Origin of the sequence: Ereboglobus sp. PH5-5, assembly GCF_029504805.1 — a bacterium.
Classification (GTDB): Bacteria; Verrucomicrobiota; Verrucomicrobiia; order Opitutales; family Opitutaceae; genus Ereboglobus.
The window spans coordinates 25,659-45,210 of the sequence record NZ_JAQFIT010000009.1; the positions used below are offsets into that span (position 1 = coordinate 25,659).

Here is a 19,552-nt window from a genome sequence, read left to right on the forward strand (position 1 = left end):
GGGTTTTGGAAATCGAAATTTTTCACAAGTAGTCCTCCCAGTTTGCGCCGAAGAGCAGGACTTCGGGGTCGAGGGTGATGCCGTGGGTTTTCAGGACGGCGGAGCGGATGCGGCGGATGAGCTGGATGATGTCGGTCGCGGTCGCGCCGCCGCGGTTGATGATGAAATTGGCGTGCCGCGGGGAAACTTCCGCGCCGCCGATGCGCGCGCCTTTCAAGCCGGCGGTGTCGATGAGGCGTCCGGCGGAGTCGTTGGGTGGATTTTTGAAAATGGAACCGGCGCTGGGTTCGCGGGGTTGCGCGGTTTGGCGTTTGGCGCGGTTGGCCTCGATTTGCGCGGTGATTTCGGCGGGGGATTTTTTTCCGGCGGGGCGGAGCGTGGCGTCTAGGGCGACGAGGTTGTTTGCGGCGAGCGCGCCGCAACGGCGGTAGGTGACGCCCATCTCGTCGGGGCGAAGGGTTTTGATTTCGCCGGTGTGCGTCATGACTCGGACGGTTTCGACGCGGTTGAAAGTTTCGTCGCCCATTGCGCCGGCGTTCATGCGGAGCGCGCCGCCGAGGTTGCCGGGGATGCCTTCGAGAAATTCAAATCCGGCGAGGCCGGCGGCGGCGGCGAGGCCGCAAAGATTTTTGAGTCGGAGACCCGCGCCGCAGGAGACGAGGTTGCCGGGCAAAATTTCAAAATGCTGCCAGTTCGGGGCGGCGAGTGAGATGACGAGGGCGTCAACACCCTCGTCGGGGATGATGAGATTGGAGCCGCGTCCGAGGAGGAGCGTGCGGATGGCGCGGGCTCGGGCAAAATCGATGAGGAGGGCGAGGTCGCGTTCGTCGGCGGGCTCGGCGTAGAGACGGGCGGCGCCGCCGGCGCGCATGGTGGTTTTTTGCGCGAGCGGTTCCTCGATGCGGACTTTGGACGCGGGCGAGAGCGTGCCGCGCAGGGCGACGCCGAGGGTGCCCCAGTGGTTGGCGGCTTTTTCGTATTCGGTGGCGAGCGTGAGCCAGGCGCGGGCGGAGTGGTCGATGTCGCCCGCGCCGACAAAGACGACCCAGTCGCCGGGGCGGACGTCGCGCGCGAGCGTGGCGAGTGTGGCGTCTGTTTTTCCGTTGCGATAGATGACGGGTTGCGCGGGCGCGGCGGCGCGGAGCTCGGTGTGGAGGTCGGCGGTGTCACCGCCCGCGATTGGAGCCTCGCCGGCGGGATAGACGTCGATCAGGTAGGAGCGGTCGGCGATGGCGAGCGCGGCTGCGAAGTCGGCCTTGAATTGCGCTGTGCGCGAGTAGCGGTGCGGCTGAAATGCGACGAGTAGGCGTCCGGGGGCGGGGATGCGCGAGTGGAGGCTGGAGAGGAGGGCGCGGATTTCGGCGGGGTGGTGGGCGTAGTCCTCGACGACGGTCAGGGTGTCGGTGGCGCGGAGAATTGACTGGCGTCGGCGGACGCCGGGGTAGGCGGCGAGGAGATCGGGCGCGAGTGTCGCGCCCATGAGGTGCGCGGCGGCGAGTGCGGCGGCGGCGTTGGCGGCGTTGAAGTCGCCGAGCGCGCGCACGGTGGCGCTGGAGATGGGGAACTTGCCCGCGAGCGCGAGGGTCTGGCCGTCGTTGGCGGCGCGTGTGATTTGGTAGCGGAAGCCCGCGTCGGCCGCGGAGCCGAATGTGTGATGAAAATGCGAAGTGCGGAGCGCGGAATTCGGAATGGAGCCAATGACCGCCCGTTTCGTGCGGGCGAAGAGGGCTTGGAAGGCGGCCTCGATGTCGGCGGGGGTGCGGTAGTGGTCGGGGTGATCCCAGTCGAGGTTGGTGACGATGGTGATTTCGGGGGAAAAGTTTTCGATGGTGCCATCGCTTTCGTCGATTTCTGCAACGACCCAGTCGGTGTCGCCGGTGTCGGCGGGCGGGAGCGAGGTGTCGTTGAAGAGTCCGCCGAGGATGTAGCCGGCGGAAAACCCGGCGCGGTGCAGTGCGGTGACGAGCATCGCGGTTGTTGTCGTTTTGCCGTGCGAGCCGCAGATGGCGGCGAGTTTTTTCCCGCGAACAACCTCGGCCAGAAGCTCGCCCCGGCGAACGATGGGGATGTCGCGCGTTTTTGCGGCAACAGCGGCGGGATGCTCCGGCGAGATGGCGGTGGAGACGACGAGAAGATCGGGTGAATGCGGAATGTCGGACGCAAGCGGTGCGCCTGCAGTTTGCGTGGTTTGAAATTCCGCATTCCGAAATCCGAAATCCGCATTCACCTCGACGCCCGCGCGCTCGAGTTGGGCGCGCATGGGGGCGGTCATGGCGTCGTCCTCGCCGGTGACGGCGTAGCCGAGGCGGGCGAGGTGGATGGCGAGCGGGCCGAGGCCCATGCCGCCGATGCCCGCGCAGTGGATCGCGCGCACTTCGCGTCCGAAGAGGGTGGGGAGCGGTGTGCGGGAGTCGGTCATGCGGCGGGTGAGGCGGGCTTGCCGGCCTGCGCGGTGTGGGGCGGGCGGCGGTTGGTGATTTGCTCGAGGTCGTCGAGAAGGAGGTCGAGCGAGTTGGCGCGATCCATGCGGACGAGGTTTTCGCGAAATTTGCGCAGGAGCCAGTCGTTGAAAATGGTGTCGCGGACTTCGCGCGTGAGCGTGTTGAGGCGGCTTTGGTCGATCACGACTCCGCCGCCTTGCTGCTCGAAATAAAGCGCGTTGGCCTGCTGGTGATTGTCGGCGGCCTGCGGGTAGGGGATGAGGATCGCGGGGGTGACGCAGCGGATGAGCTCGGCGATGGTGCCCGAGCCGGCGCGCGAAACGACAAGGTCGGCGGCGGACATGAGCGCGGCCATGCGGTCGCAGAAGGGCAAGAAGATGCTTTTGACGGGGCGTCCGTTGGCATCGGGGTGGGTGATGATTTCGTCGCCGCCCTTGCCGAGGCCGGTGACGCAATAAACCTGGATGCCGTCGCGGGCGAGGATGTGGAGGTTTTCGCGGGCCCAGTTGTTGATTGAAGTCGCGCCTTGCGAGCCGCCGAGGATGACGAGAACGCTGCGCTCGGGGGAAAGTCCGAAGCTGGCGCGCGCGGCGTCGCGCGGTTCGCGCTGGATTTCCTTGCGCACGGGCAATCCCATCGGCCGCATGCGCGAGCGGGTGACGCCGGGGAGCGCGATGCCGGGCGGAAGAAAGAGGCGCGCGGCGAGCGGCTGGAGAAAACGGGTGGCGCGACCGGGCACGCGGTTGGATTCATGGAGCGCGATGGGCGCGCGGAAAATCGCGCCGGCAATGATGACGCTCGCCGTGGTGAAGCCGCCGAAGCCGACGATGCCGTCGGGCTTGGTTTTGCGAACCAGGTTAATGCTGAAAAGAAATCCGTGGAGCTGGCGAAGAAGAAACACCGGCAGCAGGAGCGGATTTCGCGGGAGGGGTGCGCTGGGGACGCGGCGGAAGTTGAGGTGCGGGTATTTTTCGGAGAGGCGCGAATCGACTTTTTTGCTGCTGATAAGAAGGGTCGCGTTGTGGCCGCGCGCGAGGAGCGCCTCGGCAAGCGCGATGCCGGGCGCGAGATGCCCGCCGGTGCCGCCGCAGGCGAGGAGGAAGGTTTTCGTGTGAGTTGGCTGGCTGGTGGAAGACACTTGAAAATTTGTGAGCGGGAGAGGCGGGTTGGTGGAATCAAGGGCTAAGGATTTAAGAACTGGGAGTCGCACCGGCACCGCCGGGGGGCGTCCGTTGGCGCGATGGCGCCCACTTCTTAATTCTTAAATCTAAGCTCTTGATTCTCAGGTTTGAACAACTTCCCGGAGGATGCGTTCGCGTTTGGAAAAGGCGGGGCGCGGCCAGTTGCGCTGGTTGTTGAGCAGGATTCCGATGAGCGCGCCGGTGAGAAGGAGGTTGGACATGCCGTAGCTGACGAGGGGCAGTGACATGCCTTTTGTCGGCGCCATGCCTGTGACGACGTAAAAATTGACCAACGCGGGCATGATCAGGAAGAGAACCGTGCCGGCGGTGAGCAGGTATTGGAACATGTTTGGCGCGCGGCGCAGATGCACGAGCGCGGCGATGAAAATGATCAGGAAGAGCGCGAAGACGGAGATCGTGCCGATGAGACCCAACTCCTCGCCGATAACCGCGCAAATGAAGTCGGTGTGAGCCTCGGGCAAAAACGTGATTTGCTGGCGGCCCTGCCCGAGCCCGGTGCCATGGATGCCGCCGACGGCAAATGCGGAGAGCGCCTGCTCGAGCTGCCAGCCGCCGTCACCCGACTTGGTGGTCTCGTGATTGATCCACGCCGTGAGGCGCGCGAGCCGGTTTGGGGATGTCGCCACGAGCACGGCCGCGGCGGCGATTCCGGCAATAAATGTGGGGACGAGGTGCTTGACGATCCTGGCCCCGGCGAGAAAGAGAATGCTGATGCCGACCCCGAAAATAAGGCACGCGGTGCCGATGTCCTTTTGCTGCGAGATGGGCAGCGTGATGGCGGCGATCATGAGCAGCGGGACGCCGTAGCCCTGCAGGGTTTTCCCGATGTGGTTTTGTTTGATCGCGAGGTAGTGCGCGAGGCAGAAGATGAGCGCGATTTTTGCAAACTCCGAGGTCTGGAATGCGAGCGACGGAACGCCGAGCCAGCGGCTGCTGCCGTTGCGGCGGATGCCGATGCCGGGCACCAGCGTGAGAAGCAAAAGGATGACCGCGACCACAAGCAGCGGCACCGCGTATTTGCGCAGATGCTCAAGATCGAGCCGGCTGACAAAAAACGCCACGCACACGCCGAACCCCACTCCGATCAACTGCTTGGTGACAAATGTGGCCGCCCCGTGCTTGGATGCCGTGCTGGCGCTGTAAACAATGGGAATGCCAATCGCCAGGAGCAAAAGCGCGCACGCGATGATGACCGAAACAGGCGTGATGGCCTTCGGTTTTGCCTCAATGGGGGAGTCGAAATAGCTGGCGGAATCCATGTGGCGGCGGAGGTCGGGAAGTTTCTCATAAGGCCCCGGGCGCGCGTCAGCGCGCGGGATCCTGCGGCGTGACGACGGGCGGCGCGTCGGCGGGGGCGGGCGAAATGGGGCTTTCGCTTACCGGTGAAATGGGGCTGACGGGCGCGGTTTCCACGGGCGGCGGAGGAGGCGCCGACGGGGGCGTTTGTGACGCGGCTTGCTGCGCGGCGGGTGTCGTCGCGGCGCCGGCGGGCGTGTCGGCGGGCAGGTTTTTCCTTGCGGATGTGATGGTGAGTTTTTGGCCGGCCTGAAGTTTGCGCGGGTCGGTGATGTGGTTGGTGGTGGCGATTTCGTTGCGCGAGGCTCCGTAGTGGCGGGCGATGACGTCGAGGCTTTCGCCGGGTTTCACAATGTGAGTGATGGTGAAGCGGGGGTCCGATGCGTCGGTGGTGGCGGCGGGCGCGGGCGCGGTTGTCGCGGGCGCGTCGGCAATGGAGGGGACGACGAGTTCCTGCCCGATGCGGATGGATGTGCCGGTGAGTTTGTTTAGGCTTTGGATTCGCGCAACGGTGGTGTTGTAGCGGCGGGCGATGACGGCGAGGCTGTCGCCGGCTTGCACCTTGTAAATGTTGGTGCCGGCTTGTGTTGCCTGCGTCGTGGCGCGGGTGGTTGCCTGGCCGACGGTCCTTGCGGGAATCCTGAGCTTTTGGCCGACTTGGAGCGTGGGGTTGCGCGGAAGCTCGTTGGCCGAGAGGAGTTCGTTGGTGGAGATCTTGAATTTTTTGGCGATTTTCCACGCGCTGTCGCCCGACACGACGGTGTAGGTGAGCATGGGGGGCGGTTCCGGTTCGGTGGCGGGAGCCTCGGCTCCGGTCTGCGGGCGCGGTGGCATGGCGGCGCTGGAGGCGGGGACGCTGAAATTCGTCACGGGGCCGCCGGTGAAGGCGCTGCCGCTGTCGGGCGCCGTTGAGAGGGGCGCGGAGCCGGCGTTGCCGCTGTCGGGCGCGGGGATGCCGGAGTTGGCTTGCCCGCCGACGGTGGTGGCGGCGCGCGCGGCTTCGATGCGCGAGAGGTTGGAGGCGGCGGGTTTTTCCGGCGTCGCGTGCGAGGTGCGCGCGGTGGACTGGCAGCCGGGAAGGATGAAGCCGAAGGTGAGGACGACGGCGTGCACCGCGACGACGAGGCCGATCATTTTTAGAATTTTCATTGGAGGATGAAGGTGTGTTTGTTGTTGTATTTGAAAAATGGATACTGGACGCGGACGTTGTTCAGCGTTTGGAGGCGGGCGCGGCGGCGAGTCCGGCAACAAGCTGCTCGAACTGGTCTCCTCGATCCTCGTAACTGGTGAACATATCAAAACTGGCAAAACCGGGACTTAGCAATACGTGATCTCCACTTTGTGCGTTCTTGGACGCCAATTTTACAGCCTCGGCAAAGGTGGCGCAGGCGGTGTGGGAGACGTTGTAGGCGCGGCAGGCGGCGGAGAGTTCGCCGGAGGTGGCGCCGATGAGGAGGGCGTGCTTGACGGAGGGCGCGATGCGGCGGACGAAGCCGGGGATGTCGCCGCCCTTGGAGAGGCCGCCGGCGATGAGGATGGCGGGCGAGGGGAATTGCGAGAGGGCGGCCTCGACGGCGTGGAAGTTGGTGGCCTTGGAGTCGTTCCAGTAGGAGACGCCCCTCACCTCCGCGACGCGCTGGAGGCGGTGGCGGCCGAGTTTGAAGTTTTGCGCGGCGGCGTAGAGAGCTTGCTCGGGGAGGCCGGCGTGGCGCCACCAGGCGGCGGCAATGAGGAAGTTTTCGCGTTGCGGGTAGTGCTCGAAGATGGTTCCGGCGAGGAGGATGTCGGCGGGCTGGTTCTCGGTGGCGACGCAGGCGTCGGGCGGGAGCGCGCAGCCGAACTCGGCGGCGTGGCGTTGCACGGAGTCGCCGGCGAGGATGATGCCGCCGAGGGAGCGGTCGAGGAGCCGCCATTTGGCGTCGAAGTAGTCGCGCATGTGCTGGTGGCGCTCGAGGTGGTCCTCGGCGAAGTTGATCCAGAGGGCGGAGTCGGCGCGGAAATACTTGAAGCTTTCGGATTGGAAGGAGCTGACCTCGACGACGGCGGTGTCGTCGATTGTGCCTCCGTCGGTGCGGTTGACGAGCGCGCTGAAGGGGAAGCCGACATTGCCGGCGGCGGTGGTGTCGCGCTTGATGGAGCGGAGTGCGTGCGTGAGAAATTCGGTGAGCGTGGTTTTGCCGTTGGTGCCGGTGACGGCGATGATTTTGCCGCGCCAGAAGAGGGATGCGAAGTCGAGTTCGCCGAGCGTTTCGCAACCGGCCTTGCGCGCGGCGGCGAGCCATTTGTGGTTTGCGGTGAAGCCGGGGCTGAAGATGACGAGCGGATGCGCGCGCGCCTGCGTGGCGGTGAAGACGTGCTTGGCGTGCTTGAGTTTTTCATCGTAGAGCACGCCTTTCGCGCCGAGTTTTTCGAGGAGCGCGAGAACGGCCTCGCCGCTGCGGCCTCCGCCGAGGACGGCCGGTGCCTTGGCAAGGTGAGGAACGAGGAAATCTGGGATTTGGAGAGGCATGGGAGAGGAAAAAGGCTGAAAGGCTGAATGACTGAAGAGCTGATTTTTTAGCGGAGTTTGAGCGTGGCCAAGCCTGCCAGGGCGCACATCAACGAGATGATCCAGAAGCGGATCACGACTTTGGTTTCGGGCCAGCCGCGTTTTTGGAAGTGGTGGTGGATCGGGGCCATCAGGAAGAAGCGGCGGCCCTCGCCGTGTTTGCGGCGGGTGTATTTAAAATGGCCGACTTGGATGAGCACCGAGCAGGCCTCGGCGACAAAGACGCCGCCGACGATGATGAGCGTGAAGGGTTGCTGCACCATGAATGCGATCACGCCGATGAGGCCGCCGAGGGCGAGCGAGCCGGTGTCGCCCATGAAGACTTCGGCGGGGTGCGAGTTGAACCAGAGAAAGGCGAGCCCGGCGCCGACGAGCGCGGTGCACACAATGGTGAGCTCGGAGGTGCCGGGCACGAAGCTGATGAGCAGGTATTCGGAGACGAGTGCGTTGCCGGCGGCGTAGGCCATGATGCCATACACGAGCGCGACGGTGACGGTGCAGCCCATCGCGAGCCCGTCGAGTCCGTCGGTGAGGTTGATTGCGTTGCTGAAACCGACGATCCAGAAAAACATCATCACTAGGAGCGCGATTATGCCGAGCACGCCCGTAAAAAGGAGCACGGGTTCCTTGACGAACGGGAGCCACAGTTCGCTGATCTTGGCGGAGCTCATGGGATGGAGCAAAAGCGCGCCGAGCGCGATGATCGTGATGACCGTCTGCCACGCCATTTTTTCGCGCGAGGAAATGCCGTCGCGGCTTTTGCGGACAACCTTGAGGTAGTCGTCGCGGAAACCGACTGCTGTGAGCGCGGCGTAAACAAACATGGCGACGATGATCCAGATGTTGGGGCGCGCCCAGAGGAGCGTGCTGATGAAAACCGACGCAAAAATAAGAAGGCCGCCCATGGTGGGCGTGTTCTTTTTGTCAAAACGCACGGCGAGATCGCCGGTGCGGTCGTCGTCGTAGTGCTGGCCGAATTTGAGAACCCGGAGGCGATGGATGAGCCACGGGCCGAGCGCGAAACCAATAATCGCCGCCGTGCCCGCGCTGGCAAATGCGCGGAAGGTAATGAACCGCAACAGGCGCAGCGGGCCGAAAATAGTGTCGAAATCTGCCAGGTGGCTTAGCATGAAAATCAGAATCAGTGGCGAGTGACGAGTGGCGGGTGAGGAATGGGATTTGAGGTCGGGCGTTGTTGCGCCGCAGGTGTGACGTTGCGCGGGGCGGGGCGGGTGGCGGGCGGGGGCATCATGGAGCTGATCGCGAGCATTGCCCACGGGGTGGCGCTGCCGAGGTTGTTGATGACATAGCTGAAGGCGGCAGCGGGATTGCAGCTGTAAACGTGCGAGCGGTTGTGGGTGGCGAAGGTTGGTGCGTTCATAAATGGGCGTTTTTGATGTTGTCGGGCAGCGTGTTTTCTAGCGCATTGCGGCGGCTGCCTTTCATGAAGACGGCGCCTTGAAACGCGGCGATGCGTTGAGCGGCGGCGGCGGTATCCGTTGTTTGGATGCGGGCGTGTTCGGGCGTGGAAACGCCGGCGGCGATGTCGGGGGCGTGCGCGCCGATGAGGATGAGTTCGTCGCCGGGGCGGTCGCGGAGGAGCGCGGCGAGTTGTTCGCCGAGTTCGCGGTGGTGGCGCGGCGACTCGGGGCCGAGTTCCTCCATGCCGCCGATGATGTAGAGGCGCGGGAGCTCGGGCGGGGCTACGCGGACGAAGGCGTCGAGCGCGTCGGACATCGAGGCGGGGTTGGCGTTGTAGAGATCGAGGTAGAAAAGGCGTCCGGATGAATCGCGCACGATTTCGCCGCGCCATTTCGAGGGCCGCCACGCGTCGAGGGCGGTTTGTATTTGAAAATCGGATACGCCGAGGCGTTTGGCGAGCGTGATGGCGAGCGCGGCGTTTTGTTGCATCCCGGAGGAGGGAAAGGCTGAAAGGCTGAAGGGCTGAAAGGCTGAAATCGGAGCGGGGGAGGGGAGCGCGGCGAAGGCGGCGTGGTTCAGGCAGGCGGGCGGGAAGATGCGCGCGCCGTTGGCGCGGACGTGCTGGAGGAGGATGGCTTTTTCGCGAGCGATGGTTTCGAGGTCGCCGAGGTCTTGGGTGTGCGCGGGGGCAATCATTGTGATGATCGCGTGGTCGGGGGCGATCATCGTGGCGAGGGTTTCCATTTCGCCGGGGGCACTGATGCCGGCTTCAACGACGGCGTATTTGTGGCGCGCGGGGTCGATGCGCGTGAGGGTGAGCGGAACGCCGATGTGGTTGTTGAGGTTGCCCTCGGTGGCGAGGACGCGGTCGGCGCCGTGCGCGGCGCGGAGGATGTCGGCGAGGAGATTTTTCGTGGAGGTTTTTCCGTTGCTGCCGGAGATGCCGATGACAACGACTCCGGCGGCCTGGCAGGCGGCGCGGTGCGCGGCGGCGATTTTCTGAAAGGCGGCGAGCGGGTCGGCGACGACGAGTTGCGGGAGATCGATTGCGGGGTTCGCGCACGAGACGATCGCGGCGGTGGCTCCGGCGGTTTTCGCGGCGTCGAGGTAGTCGTGGCCGTCGCGACTGGGGGTGCGCAGGGCGACGAAGATTTCGCCGGGGCGGAGGGTGCGGGTGTCGTTTGAGAAGCCAAAGAACGCGCGCCCGGGCGCGACGGTCCAGTGACCGGCGGTCCAGTGGGCAAGTGTTGCGGGCGCGAAGAGTGGCATGGGTGGGTGGTGGGGAGCAGGATGCTCCCCTTACGATTTGAGGGTTTTCAGGTTTATCAGTTCGCGGACCGTCTGGCGGTCGTCGAAGGGGATCACGGTGTCGGCGAACTCTTGGTAGGATTCGTGGCCTTTGCCGGCGACGAGGAGGCAGTCGCCGGGTTTGGCCATGTCGAGCGCGAGGCTGATGGCGCGGCGGCGATCCTCGATCCAGGTGAGTTTTTCGGGCGCGGTGACGCCGGTTTTCATGTCGTCGAAAATCTGCTGGAGTGGCTCGGAGCGGGGGTTGTCGGCGGTGGCGAAGGCGTAGTCGGCGAACTCTTGCACGGCGCGCATCATGAGGGGGCGCTTGGCGCGGTCGCGGTTGCCGCCGCAGCCGAAGACGACGAGGAGGCGGCCGGGCGTGATGGCGCGCAGCATGCCGAGGGCGTTGCGGAGGGCGTCGTCGGTGTGCGCGTAATCGACGAGGGCGTTGAAGGGTTGGCCGGCTTCGATGCGTTCCATGCGGCCGGCGACGCCGGTGAATGTTTTGAGGCGCGACATGATGACGAGCGGGTCGCGCCCGAGGCCGATCGCGGTGGCGACGGCGGCGAGGAGGTTGGAGACGTTGTAGCGGCCGATGAGGGGCGAGTCGATGTCGAGGTTTGTGCGAGACTCGGGACGAGTCTCGTCCGCACGCGGGACGCGCGCGCTCCCCTCCGACCAGACGAGGCGGAAGGTGGTGTTCTTGAAATTGAGCGAAATGTTTTCGGCGCGGACGTCGGCCGAGGGGGATTCGCCGAAGGTGAGGACGCGGACGCCCTCGGGGACACGCTTGACGAGTTCGGGGCCGCGCGGGTCGTCGATGTTGATGACGGCGAGCTTGGGTTGCGCGCCGGTTTTGCCGGTGAAGAGGCGCGTTTTGACGTCGAAGTATTCGTCGAGGTTTTTGTGGTAGTCGAGGTGGTCGCGGGTGAGGTTGGTGAAGACGGCGGCGTCGAAGTGCATGCCGAGGACGCGGTTTTGGTCGATGCCGTGCGAGGAGACTTCCATGACGGTCTGGCGGCAGCCGGCGTCGCGCATTTGGGCGAGCATGCCGTAGATGTCGATTGACTCGGGGGTGGTCTTGAAGGAGGGCACGGTGCGGGCGCCGAGGTCGTAGTTGATGGTGCCGACGAGGCCGACGCGCTGGTCGCCGTTGAGGAGGTGCTTGAGGAGGTGGGTGACGGTGGTTTTGCCGTTGGTGCCGGTGACGCCGACGACGGTCATGTCGCGGTCGGGGAAACGGTAGTAGCGTTGCGAGACGCGGGCGAGCTGGGCGCGCGGGTCGGCGACTTGGATGAAGGTGGCCTTGCCGGGGGCGTGGAGGGGGAGCTTGTTGGTGACGATGGCGACGGCGCCGCGGTTGATGGCCTCGTCGATGTATTCGCCGCCGTCGGTGCGGAGGCCGGGGAGCGCGAAGTAGAGGTTGCCGGGGACGACGCGGCGGGAGTCCATGACGATGCCGGAGATGGGGCGGTCGAGGGGGCCCTTGCTGGCGATGATTTCGTCGTCCTTGAAGTAGTCGGAGAGTTTGGGTGCCATTTTGAAAAGGTTGTTTGCGTGGTGTGGTTTGAGCGCGCGAGGCGAGCGGGCGGCGCGCGCGGGAGTGCGCCGGGCGCGTGGCGCGGGCGCGAGGTCGAGCATGGCGGCGGCGGGCGTGTCGCGGAACGCGGTGACGAGAAAGTGGTTTTGTGTGAGATAGCTGATCATCTGGATGCGGTGCGGATCAGTGGTTGGTGGCGATGACGGTTTGGGACCCGAGGTGCGAGGGCCGGGCCTCGGGAACCGGCTTGATGTTGAGATAGGGAATGAGTTTTTCGGCGAGATGCCTGAAACTGGGGGCGGCGACGGTGGAGCCGTAGGCGGTGCGTCCATTGGGGGGCCTGGCGTCGTCAACAATCACGGTGATGACAACCCGTGGCGCGCTGGCCGGGAAGAATCCCGAGAAGGAGCCGACGTGGTTGGTTTTGGAATAGTAAACGCGGATGGGTTTTTTCCTCTCGGTGTCGCCCGGCGCGAACTCGCGGATGAAGCGCTGGGCGGTGCCGGTTTTTCCGGCAAACTGGTAGCCGGGAATGGCGATTCTGCCGGCGGTGCCGTCGGAGGAGACGACGCGTTGGAGGAGCGAGCGCATGGTGCGCGCGGTTTCGCGGGTGATGACGCGGCGGCGGGTCTGCCTGCCGAATTGCAGCGCGAGTTCGCCGTCGGGTTTGCGGACCTCGGCGAGGAGTTGCGGCGTGACGAGTTCGCCGTCGTTGGCGATGGCGGCCATCGCGTAATGGATTTGGAGCGGGGTGGCGCCGATGGAGTAGCCGGCGGGGATGCGCGTGATGTCGATGGCGTTCCAATTTTTGACGTGGGAGATGGAGCCGAAGACTTCGCCGCCGAGCGCCAGGCCGGTGTGCGAGCCGAAGCCGAACGCGCGGATGTAATCGTAGAAACGCTGGTCGCCGAGACGCATGGCGAGAAGCGCGCTGCCGCGGTTGCTGGAGTGGGAGATGATTTCCGAGACGGTGAGCGGATGGTCCCAGCGGTGGTCGTCGGCCATGAGGCGGAGGGTGCGGCCTTTGTATTCGGCAACATCCCTGGAGCAGTCGAAGCGAGTGTCGGGCGTTACGAGCCCCTCGTTGAGCGCGGCCGAGGCGACGACGATTTTGAAGGTGGAGCCGGGATCGATGTAGGATTGGATGGCGAAATTATCGAAGGCTTCCTCGGGCGCCTTGCCGTAGTCGTTGGGGTTGTAGGTGGGGTGGTTGGCGAGGGCGAGGAGCGCGCCGGTCTGCGCGTCGCTGATTATGATGGTGGCGTGTTGAGGCGAGAATTTAGCGGCGAGATCGGCGAGTTCCTCCTCGGCCCATTTTTGGATGACGGAGTCGATGGTGAGCTTGACAGTGTAGCCGTCGACTGCGGGAACTTCGCGCGAGCGGAACTGAACGAGCTCGCGGCTGCGGACGTCTTTCTCGGATTCGCGCCATCCGTTGAATCCCTTGAGGTAGCAATTGAACGCTTTTTCCGAGCCAATGACAGCGGTCTGCTCCTTGTTGACAAAACCGAGGATGTGCGCGGCGAGCTGGTTGTGTGGATAAGTGCGTTCGTAAACGCGCTTCAACACAAGGCCGCTCTTGATGTTGAGATCGGCGATTTTTTTGTAAACGTCCTCGGGGACGCCGTCTCGGTTGATCCAGGAAAATGAGCCGTAGACGTCCCTGGTGCCGTCCTTGGTCGTTTCCGTGCGGAGGAAGATTTTGTTGTTGCAGATGCGGGTGACCTCGGCGTGGGGCACGCCGACGAGATCGGCGAGCCTGGCCCACTTTTCGTTTTCCCCGGCGATGAGCGCGGCGGCTTTTTTGCTTTCGGCGAACCGGTTGTAGGTCTTTTCGTATTCGACGGGATCGACGGCGACCTGGACGAGGAAGCGGCTGGTGGCGAGGATGTCGCCGTGCTTGTCAACGATGTCGCCGCGGCGCGAGTGTTCGACGTCGAATTTGCGGCGGGCTTTGCTGGCGTCGGCGACGCGCTGGTCGCGCTGGGTCACATGCAACTGAACAAGACGCACGGGCACCGCGCAGAAGATTGCAAAAATGCAAACGGCGACGATAATTATGCGTTTGTTGGATGCGAAGCCCTTGGGCATGGGTTGATGGTGGCGCGGCTTAGTGGCTCATGCTCACAAAGCGGATGAGGGAAGGCGTGGTGTTGGTGTCGGGACGCGCGAGCAGGGGCGCGTCGGCGGCGGGCGCGGCGGGCATGAAACCGATGCGCTCCATGTTGCGTTTCAGGTCGAGAAGAAGCTTCGGGTCGCGGGTGACGCGCACGAGTTGTTGCTCGCGGATCGCGGCGAGGTTGAGGCGGAACTGGGCGTTGCGGCGGTTCAGCGCCTCAAGCGTCTGCGCGGTGGCGATCTTGTTGTTGAGCTCGGCCTGGTGGCGCTGGAGGCTCGCGATGCTGTTTTCAAGTTTGCCGCTTTCTTTCGCGACGCGGACATTGCTTTGCTGCTGCCAGACAACGGCGAAGGTGGACGCGCCCAGGCAGAATACCGACGCCAGCACGAGGGCGGTGAGAGTGGTGATATAGCCTTTGTTGAGTGAGGAAGTTTTCATTGGAAATGCTTTTTTTGTAATGCGGAATGACTGTGGCGCGCGGGCGTCAGAGTTTTTTGATGGCGCGGAGCTTCGCGGAGCGGCTTCGCGGATTGGCGGAGATTTCATCGTCGCCGGGGACGATGGGTTTGCGGGTGAGCGGCTCAGCGTGTTTGTCGCGGAACTGCTGCGGGCGGGAATCGGCGGCGCTTTCGGGCTGGCCGCAGAGCCGCCGGAAGAGTGTCTTGACGATGCGGTCCTCGAGTGAGTGGAAGCTGATCACGCAGAGGATTCCCCCGGGTGCGAGGCGGGCGAAGGCGGCGGGCAGCGCGCGCTCTATGGACGCGAGTTCGTCGTTGATGAAAATGCGGATGCCTTGGAACGAGCGCGTGGCCGGGTGGATTTTGGACGCGCGGCGTTCGCGCGCGGGAATCGCGTCGGCGATGACGTTCGCGAGCGAGGATGTGTGCGCAAGCGCGCCGGAGCCGCGGGCCGCGATGAGCGCGCGGGTGACGCGGCGCCAGCTTGGTTCCTCGCCGTAGTTGCGGATGGCGCGGACGATTTCCTCCTCGGGCGCGGTTTCAAGCCACGCGCCTGCGGGGATTCCGGAGCGCGGATCCATGCGCATGTCGGCGGGAGCGTCGGTGCGGAATGAGAATCCGCGCCCGGTTTCGTCGAGCTGGAAGGAGGAAAGACCGAGGTCGAAGAGCGCGCCGTCGAGGTTTGCGATGCCGGAGCCGTCCGCGGGCTCGGCGTCGGGCTCGGCGAGGCGCGCGAAATCGGTATTCGTTAACTGGATACGCCCGGGAAATTCGCGCGCAAGCCTGTCGGCGCGCGCGGCGGCGGCGGGATCGCGGTCGAAGGCGAAGACGAAGGAGCCGGTCGCGGCCTCGAGGATGGCGCGCGTGTGGCCTCCTCCTCCGAACGTGCCGTCGAGATAACGCCCGTTGTCGCGCGGCGAGAGGAGCGCGATCACCTCATTGAGGAGAACGGGTTGATGTTGTCCGGTTGCAGGCATGACGTTGTTTTCTGGCTCATGCGGCATGGCGGGTTTCGTTTCCAGGCCGGACATCGTTGGACGGGGCGGCGGCGTGCGCGCCCATGGCGTGTTGAGAGTGGGAGCGGGCGGTTGCGCGGCGCGCGGTGAACGCGGCCGGGCTGAGGCTGGCGCGCATCAGGCGGAAATGCCAGAGGCGCGCACGGATGTTTCCATCGAGGCGCGAGGTGGCGGCGGGCGCGGAAGGCGGATTGTCGTTGGGAATGACCATGGCTTTTGCGCGCGTTAGATGCCGAGCTGGGCGAGGACGCTGTTGTCGTCGGCCTCGGGTTTGGAAATGCGAGCCCATGTTTCGGGGCTGTAGATGAAAAAGTTGTCCATCGAGCCAACGAGGACGGCGTCGCGGGTGATGCCGGCGTGCTCGCAGTGCTCCGGCGAAATGGCGGCGCGGCCCTGCTTGTCGTAGCTGAAATCTTTCGACTTCGAGAAAAAGCGGGCGAGCGCCTGGCGGCCCTTGACGTTGGAGATGGGGATTTGATCCGACTTGGCGTGGATGGAGGCCACTTTGGCGGGCGTGAGCACGGCGATGAAGCGGTTGCCTTCGTCGTCGTGTTGGGGGACGGCAAGGAACGACACTCCGATGGCCTCGGGCGTGCGCCACGGCGACGGAATCGTGAGGCGATTCTTGTCGTCGAGGGCGTGGCGGTATTCGCCGGAATAAACTGCTGTGCCTTGTGGTGTCATCGGTGTGATGAAGCGGCGTTTTTTACAAGTCGCTCCAAATCTCTCCACATCAATCCATTTTCCTCCATTTCATTCAAGCCCAAAAATTGCGGAAGTGAGGATTTTTGATGGTTTTAACGGAAAACTTATTCACACGAAATTGTGAATAAGCTGTGAGCGAGCCGCGCGTTATTCTCAGAAAGTTGCAAAACGACTTGATTTGATGATGGTTGCGAAGGCGTGTTCGAGGAGAATTCCGGAAAACTCCGCGTATTTTGAGCGCCAGATGCGCGCAAGTGGCTTTGGGGTTGCCTTTGGTCGGGAGCCGACAAGATCAAATGACGGCAAAACAACCCTCCACATCATCCCCACCATGATCATTCAGTTCAAAAAATTGTCACCCGAGGCCAGAATTCCATCACGCGCGAATCCAACCGACGCGGGGTTGGATTTATATTCGATCGAGGATTTTTCGATTGAGCCGGGCAAACGCGCGCTGGCGAAAACGGGGCTGGCGGTTGCGGTGCCCGAGGGGCATTACGGCCGCGTTGCCGACCGCTCGGGCAACGCATGGAAGCTCGGCGTGCATTGCCTTGCGGGCGTGGTGGACGAGGCGTATCGCGGCGAGCTTGGTGTTGTATTATTAAACACGTCGCAGGAACCTGTATTATTCAAAAAGGGCGATCGTATCGCGCAATTTATAATCGAGAAATGCGCCTATCCGACGCCGGTCGAGGCTGGCGAACTGGATGACACAAGCCGCGGCGCGGGCGGGTTTGGAAGCACGGGGAAATAATATAAAGGCGGGGTATGATGATGCTCGACCCGTAATTATTAATTTTATATTAGAATAATAAAGAGTGCGCGCACGTGCCGGTGCTTGAATTGATATTAGAATATTTTTAAACATAAACGCCATGCCCGAACGATGCGCTCAATATTTAACTGTTCGCCCTTGTCCGGCGGGGCGCGCGGTTGTGTAAGCTGAAAAGTCAATGTCCGCGAACTCCAATAAACAAAATCCGCTTGCCGGCATTGATTCGGTTTCATGGGGCAAACTTTCTCACGCCTATGGCGACGCGTCGGATGTGCCGGGGCATTTGCGCGCGCTGGTGGACGGCGACGCCAAGGCGGCCGATCATGCGAGCTCGGAACTGTTCGCAGCCATCCTGCACCAGGGCACGATTTACACGGCGACGATTCCGGCGATTCCGTTTTTTGCGCGGATCGCCGCGTGCCCCGGCGCGCGGGGGCGCAAGGAGGCGTTGTGGTTTCTGATCGGGTTTGGCGAATCGATACGCGCGGGTTGGTCGCGGGCACCGGGGTATTTGCCGCGCGGAACCAACATGAAGGATTTTGACGCGCGCTGTCGCGCGGCGCTGGCCGGCGCGTGCGAAATGGTTGCCAGCGTGGTGAGCGACCCGGCGCCGGAGCTGCGCGCGCTGGCGGCGCAGGTGGCGCAGGCGTCCCTGCCGGTGCCGGGAAAAATAATCGCGATGCTTCGGCGGCAGTTGTCCGTGGAAAAGGACAACGACGCCAAGGCGGCGATCATCCGCGCGCTCGTGGCGGGAGGCGCGTTGTCGAGGGCGGAGGTGGACGCGCTCAGGGAGAAGAGCGCGCCATCGGTCGTGTTTGCGACGGCGTGGAAGGCGGTGCAGTCGGGCGCGGAAATCGAGCCGTGGCATTTAGAAACGCTGGCAAAACACTGGGACGCGTGCGCGGAAAAATTGGAGGCGCGGGGTGTTTGTGGCGACGCCATTGTGGAACTGGTCATGGCGCGCAAGGGCGCGGTGCTGCCGTTGCTCGACGCGCTCGCGGCGCAAAAAAGCCCGGCGGTGCAGCGTTCGGCCATTGATGGCGCCGCGGCGCTGGCGGGCATTTCGCGCGCGTCGGCGGACGCGGCGCTGGACGTGCTTCTCAAGGTGGCGCGGAAACCGCACGCGGACATGCGCCGCCGGCTTGTGCACATGCTCGGGAATACCGGGGTTGGCGGGCGCGCGGCCGATGCGATTATAGAAGTTGCCACGGGCGATCCGTCGCCGACCTGGGCGCAGACGGTGAAGCGGCCCACCGGCTCCGGGCTCGGCGAACAATCTTATTTGCGCGACTTGCGGGCGGACGGCGCGCTGGCGTTGTTGCGCGCGGGCGACAAGCGCTGGGACCGGCTTTTGGACGAGGCGTCGCTAGAGACTGATTGGGTTGGACACAACGCCATGTGCTCCACGTTTGCCATTGCGTTTGCGCGCGAAAAGGCTCCCTGCACGCCGCGCCTGCTGGCGCGCGCGAAAAAACGCATCGCGGTTGAGCCGTCGTCGTGGTGCGAGCTTCTCGAAACATGGCCGGTGGAAAAGGCGTCAACGCTCGCTCGCGAAGTCATGGACGGCTTGCCGAAGGCGGTGCAAAAGGCGTCGCTTCTCCTCGGCTCATGGCGGTGCGCCGCGGCGATTCCGCGGCTTGAGGAGCTTGCGCAAGAACTCGACGCGCGCGGCTCGAACACGGCGATGTGGCCGCACATTGCGCTGGCGCAATTGAAGGGCGACGCGCGGCATTTCGAATTGGCGCGCGCGGCGTATGAGCGAAATGACAAGGAGGGAAAGGCGAGGCATTTTTTGAGCGATTTGCTCACGGCGTGGTCGGCGCGTCCCGGCGCGGCGTTTCATGCGTTGTGCCGCGCATTGATCACCGGCAAGGCGGCGACGAGTTTTCCGGCGCGCGAGGAACAGTTGCTCGCTATTCGCGCGCTGGCCGGCGTCGATGGGGCAAAAAGCGCGTGGCCGACATTGCTGGCGATTATCGACAAGGCGGAGCGCCCGCTGCCAAACGCCTGCGCGCTTGCTGTCCGGCTTTCCAAAGACACGCCGAAAAATCTGATGGACTCGTTGGTGGAGATGCTGGAGTCGATTGTCGCAAAGGGCCGCTCGACATGGTCCGGCAAGGATGAGTGCGTGCCGGTCACGGCGATGGGCGCCTTGTTGCAATTGCAGCCCGATCATCCGAAAGGGCTGGCGACAAATCTCACGGCACTAAAAAAGGCGACGCGTGAACACCGGTTGCTGCCGCTTGTTCCCGATATCTGCGGAATGCTGAAAACGCTCGCGCAACGGAATCCCGCGAATAGGAAAAAAATCGCAGCGACAATCACACGCCTGCTCAAAAGCGACAACCGCGTGGTGACAATTTCCGACGAAGACTGCGCGCGCATGGATGATATTTTTTGCCGCACGCTCGCGGACGCGTTGCATGAGATTTCGGGGACGGGGCTGGACTAAACGGGCGCAACCAATCAGGCACATCGCATGTTGTCGCGCCCCTTCAGGGCGCAGTCGGCATGCTGTTGGGAACCCTGCGGGGCGCGCTGCGCGCTCACCCGGGGCTAAGTTGTGTGACGCCTTTGGCGTTAGGCTTGCAGGCGTTCCCTCGGCGCCAAACGGATGCAACTTTCCCCGCGTGAAAGCGGCGTCGCCGGCCTGCGGCCTCTGCCGCCGCACTCCAAAGTGTTGAGACGTGTGAAGGGGCGCGTGCGCAAGGAGCGGCGCGCGTCCCGCCGCCGGATGAGG

At 64.0% G+C, this 19,552-nt stretch carries 16 protein-coding genes; 2 read left to right on the plus strand and 14 right to left on the minus strand.

Going from position 1 to position 19,552, the window contains the following annotated elements; all coding sequences use genetic code 11:
• Nucleotides 1-22: 22 nt before the first annotated feature.
• From murB to M2103_RS07235, 14 genes are all read right to left on the minus strand, one after another.
• The gene (gene murB / locus M2103_RS07170) at nt 23-2,419 is read right to left on the minus strand and encodes a UDP-N-acetylmuramate dehydrogenase (RefSeq protein ID WP_277509650.1); all 2,397 of its coding nucleotides are present in this window, start codon (nt 2,417-2,419) and stop codon (nt 23-25) included.
• Entirely contained in the window at nt 2,416-3,579 is a 1,164-nt protein-coding gene (locus tag M2103_RS07175) for a UDP-N-acetylglucosamine--N-acetylmuramyl-(pentapeptide) pyrophosphoryl-undecaprenol N-acetylglucosamine transferase (protein WP_277509651.1), read from the minus strand. Before M2103_RS07175 ends, murB begins: the two co-directional genes overlap by 4 nt.
• Before the next feature lie 144 nt (nt 3,580-3,723).
• The gene (locus tag M2103_RS07180) at nt 3,724-4,902 is read right to left on the minus strand and encodes a putative peptidoglycan glycosyltransferase FtsW (RefSeq protein WP_277509652.1); all 1,179 of its coding nucleotides are present in this window, start codon (nt 4,900-4,902) and stop codon (nt 3,724-3,726) included.
• A 46-nt stretch (nt 4,903-4,948) separates the two neighbouring features.
• The gene (locus M2103_RS07185; RefSeq protein ID WP_277509653.1) at nt 4,949-6,088 is read right to left on the minus strand and encodes a LysM peptidoglycan-binding domain-containing protein; all 1,140 of its coding nucleotides are present in this window, start codon (nt 6,086-6,088) and stop codon (nt 4,949-4,951) included.
• A 61-nt stretch (nt 6,089-6,149) separates the two neighbouring features.
• Entirely contained in the window at nt 6,150-7,448 is a 1,299-nt protein-coding gene (gene murD, locus M2103_RS07190; protein ID WP_277509654.1) for a UDP-N-acetylmuramoyl-L-alanine--D-glutamate ligase, read from the minus strand.
• 47 nt (nt 7,449-7,495) lie between these two features.
• Nucleotides 7,496-8,617 carry a phospho-N-acetylmuramoyl-pentapeptide-transferase gene (mraY, locus tag M2103_RS07195; RefSeq protein WP_277509655.1) on the minus strand — a complete coding sequence of 374 codons (1,122 nt, stop codon included), beginning with the start codon at nt 8,615-8,617 and terminating at the stop codon, nt 7,496-7,498.
• Nucleotides 8,618-8,628: 11 nt separating this feature from the next.
• Nucleotides 8,629-8,868: a hypothetical protein gene (locus M2103_RS07200; RefSeq protein WP_277509656.1), complete on the minus strand. Its 240-nt coding sequence runs from the start codon at nt 8,866-8,868 to the stop codon at nt 8,629-8,631.
• Nucleotides 8,865-10,178 carry a UDP-N-acetylmuramoyl-tripeptide--D-alanyl-D-alanine ligase gene (gene murF / locus M2103_RS07205; RefSeq protein WP_277509658.1) on the minus strand — a complete coding sequence of 438 codons (1,314 nt, stop codon included), beginning with the start codon at nt 10,176-10,178 and terminating at the stop codon, nt 8,865-8,867. The genes M2103_RS07200 and murF overlap by 4 nt, the downstream gene beginning before the upstream one ends.
• A 30-nt stretch (nt 10,179-10,208) precedes the next feature.
• On the minus strand, nt 10,209-11,906 hold the full coding sequence (locus tag M2103_RS07210) for a UDP-N-acetylmuramoyl-L-alanyl-D-glutamate--2,6-diaminopimelate ligase (protein WP_277509659.1): 1,698 nt from the start codon (nt 11,904-11,906) through the stop codon (nt 10,209-10,211).
• A gap of 16 nt (nt 11,907-11,922) precedes the next feature.
• Nucleotides 11,923-13,830 carry a penicillin-binding protein 2 gene (locus M2103_RS07215; RefSeq protein WP_277509660.1) on the minus strand — a complete coding sequence of 636 codons (1,908 nt, stop codon included), beginning with the start codon at nt 13,828-13,830 and terminating at the stop codon, nt 11,923-11,925.
• Nucleotides 13,831-13,849: 19 nt separating this feature from the next.
• Nucleotides 13,850-14,296 carry a hypothetical protein gene (locus M2103_RS07220; protein WP_108823780.1) on the minus strand — a complete coding sequence of 149 codons (447 nt, stop codon included), beginning with the start codon at nt 14,294-14,296 and terminating at the stop codon, nt 13,850-13,852.
• A 46-nt stretch (nt 14,297-14,342) separates the two neighbouring features.
• On the minus strand, nt 14,343-15,293 hold the full coding sequence (gene rsmH, locus M2103_RS07225; protein ID WP_277509662.1) for a 16S rRNA (cytosine(1402)-N(4))-methyltransferase RsmH: 951 nt from the start codon (nt 15,291-15,293) through the stop codon (nt 14,343-14,345).
• A gap of 16 nt (nt 15,294-15,309) precedes the next feature.
• A complete protein-coding gene (locus M2103_RS07230; RefSeq protein WP_277509663.1) occupies nt 15,310-15,543 on the minus strand; it encodes a hypothetical protein in 234 nt (77 codons plus the stop codon).
• Nucleotides 15,544-15,557: 14 nt separating this feature from the next.
• Nucleotides 15,558-16,016: a mraZ gene (locus tag M2103_RS07235; RefSeq protein WP_277509664.1), complete on the minus strand. Its 459-nt coding sequence runs from the start codon at nt 16,014-16,016 to the stop codon at nt 15,558-15,560.
• A 352-nt stretch (nt 16,017-16,368) separates the two neighbouring features.
• Here M2103_RS07235 and dut point away from each other — a divergent pair, with 352 nt between their 5' ends.
• Both dut and M2103_RS07245 read left to right on the plus strand, forming a co-directional pair.
• Nucleotides 16,369-16,791 carry a dUTP diphosphatase gene (gene dut / locus M2103_RS07240; protein WP_277509665.1) on the plus strand — a complete coding sequence of 141 codons (423 nt, stop codon included), beginning with the start codon at nt 16,369-16,371 and terminating at the stop codon, nt 16,789-16,791.
• A 199-nt stretch (nt 16,792-16,990) separates the two neighbouring features.
• Nucleotides 16,991-19,264 carry a hypothetical protein gene (locus tag M2103_RS07245; protein ID WP_277509667.1) on the plus strand — a complete coding sequence of 758 codons (2,274 nt, stop codon included), beginning with the start codon at nt 16,991-16,993 and terminating at the stop codon, nt 19,262-19,264.
• Nucleotides 19,265-19,552 lie beyond the last annotated feature (288 nt).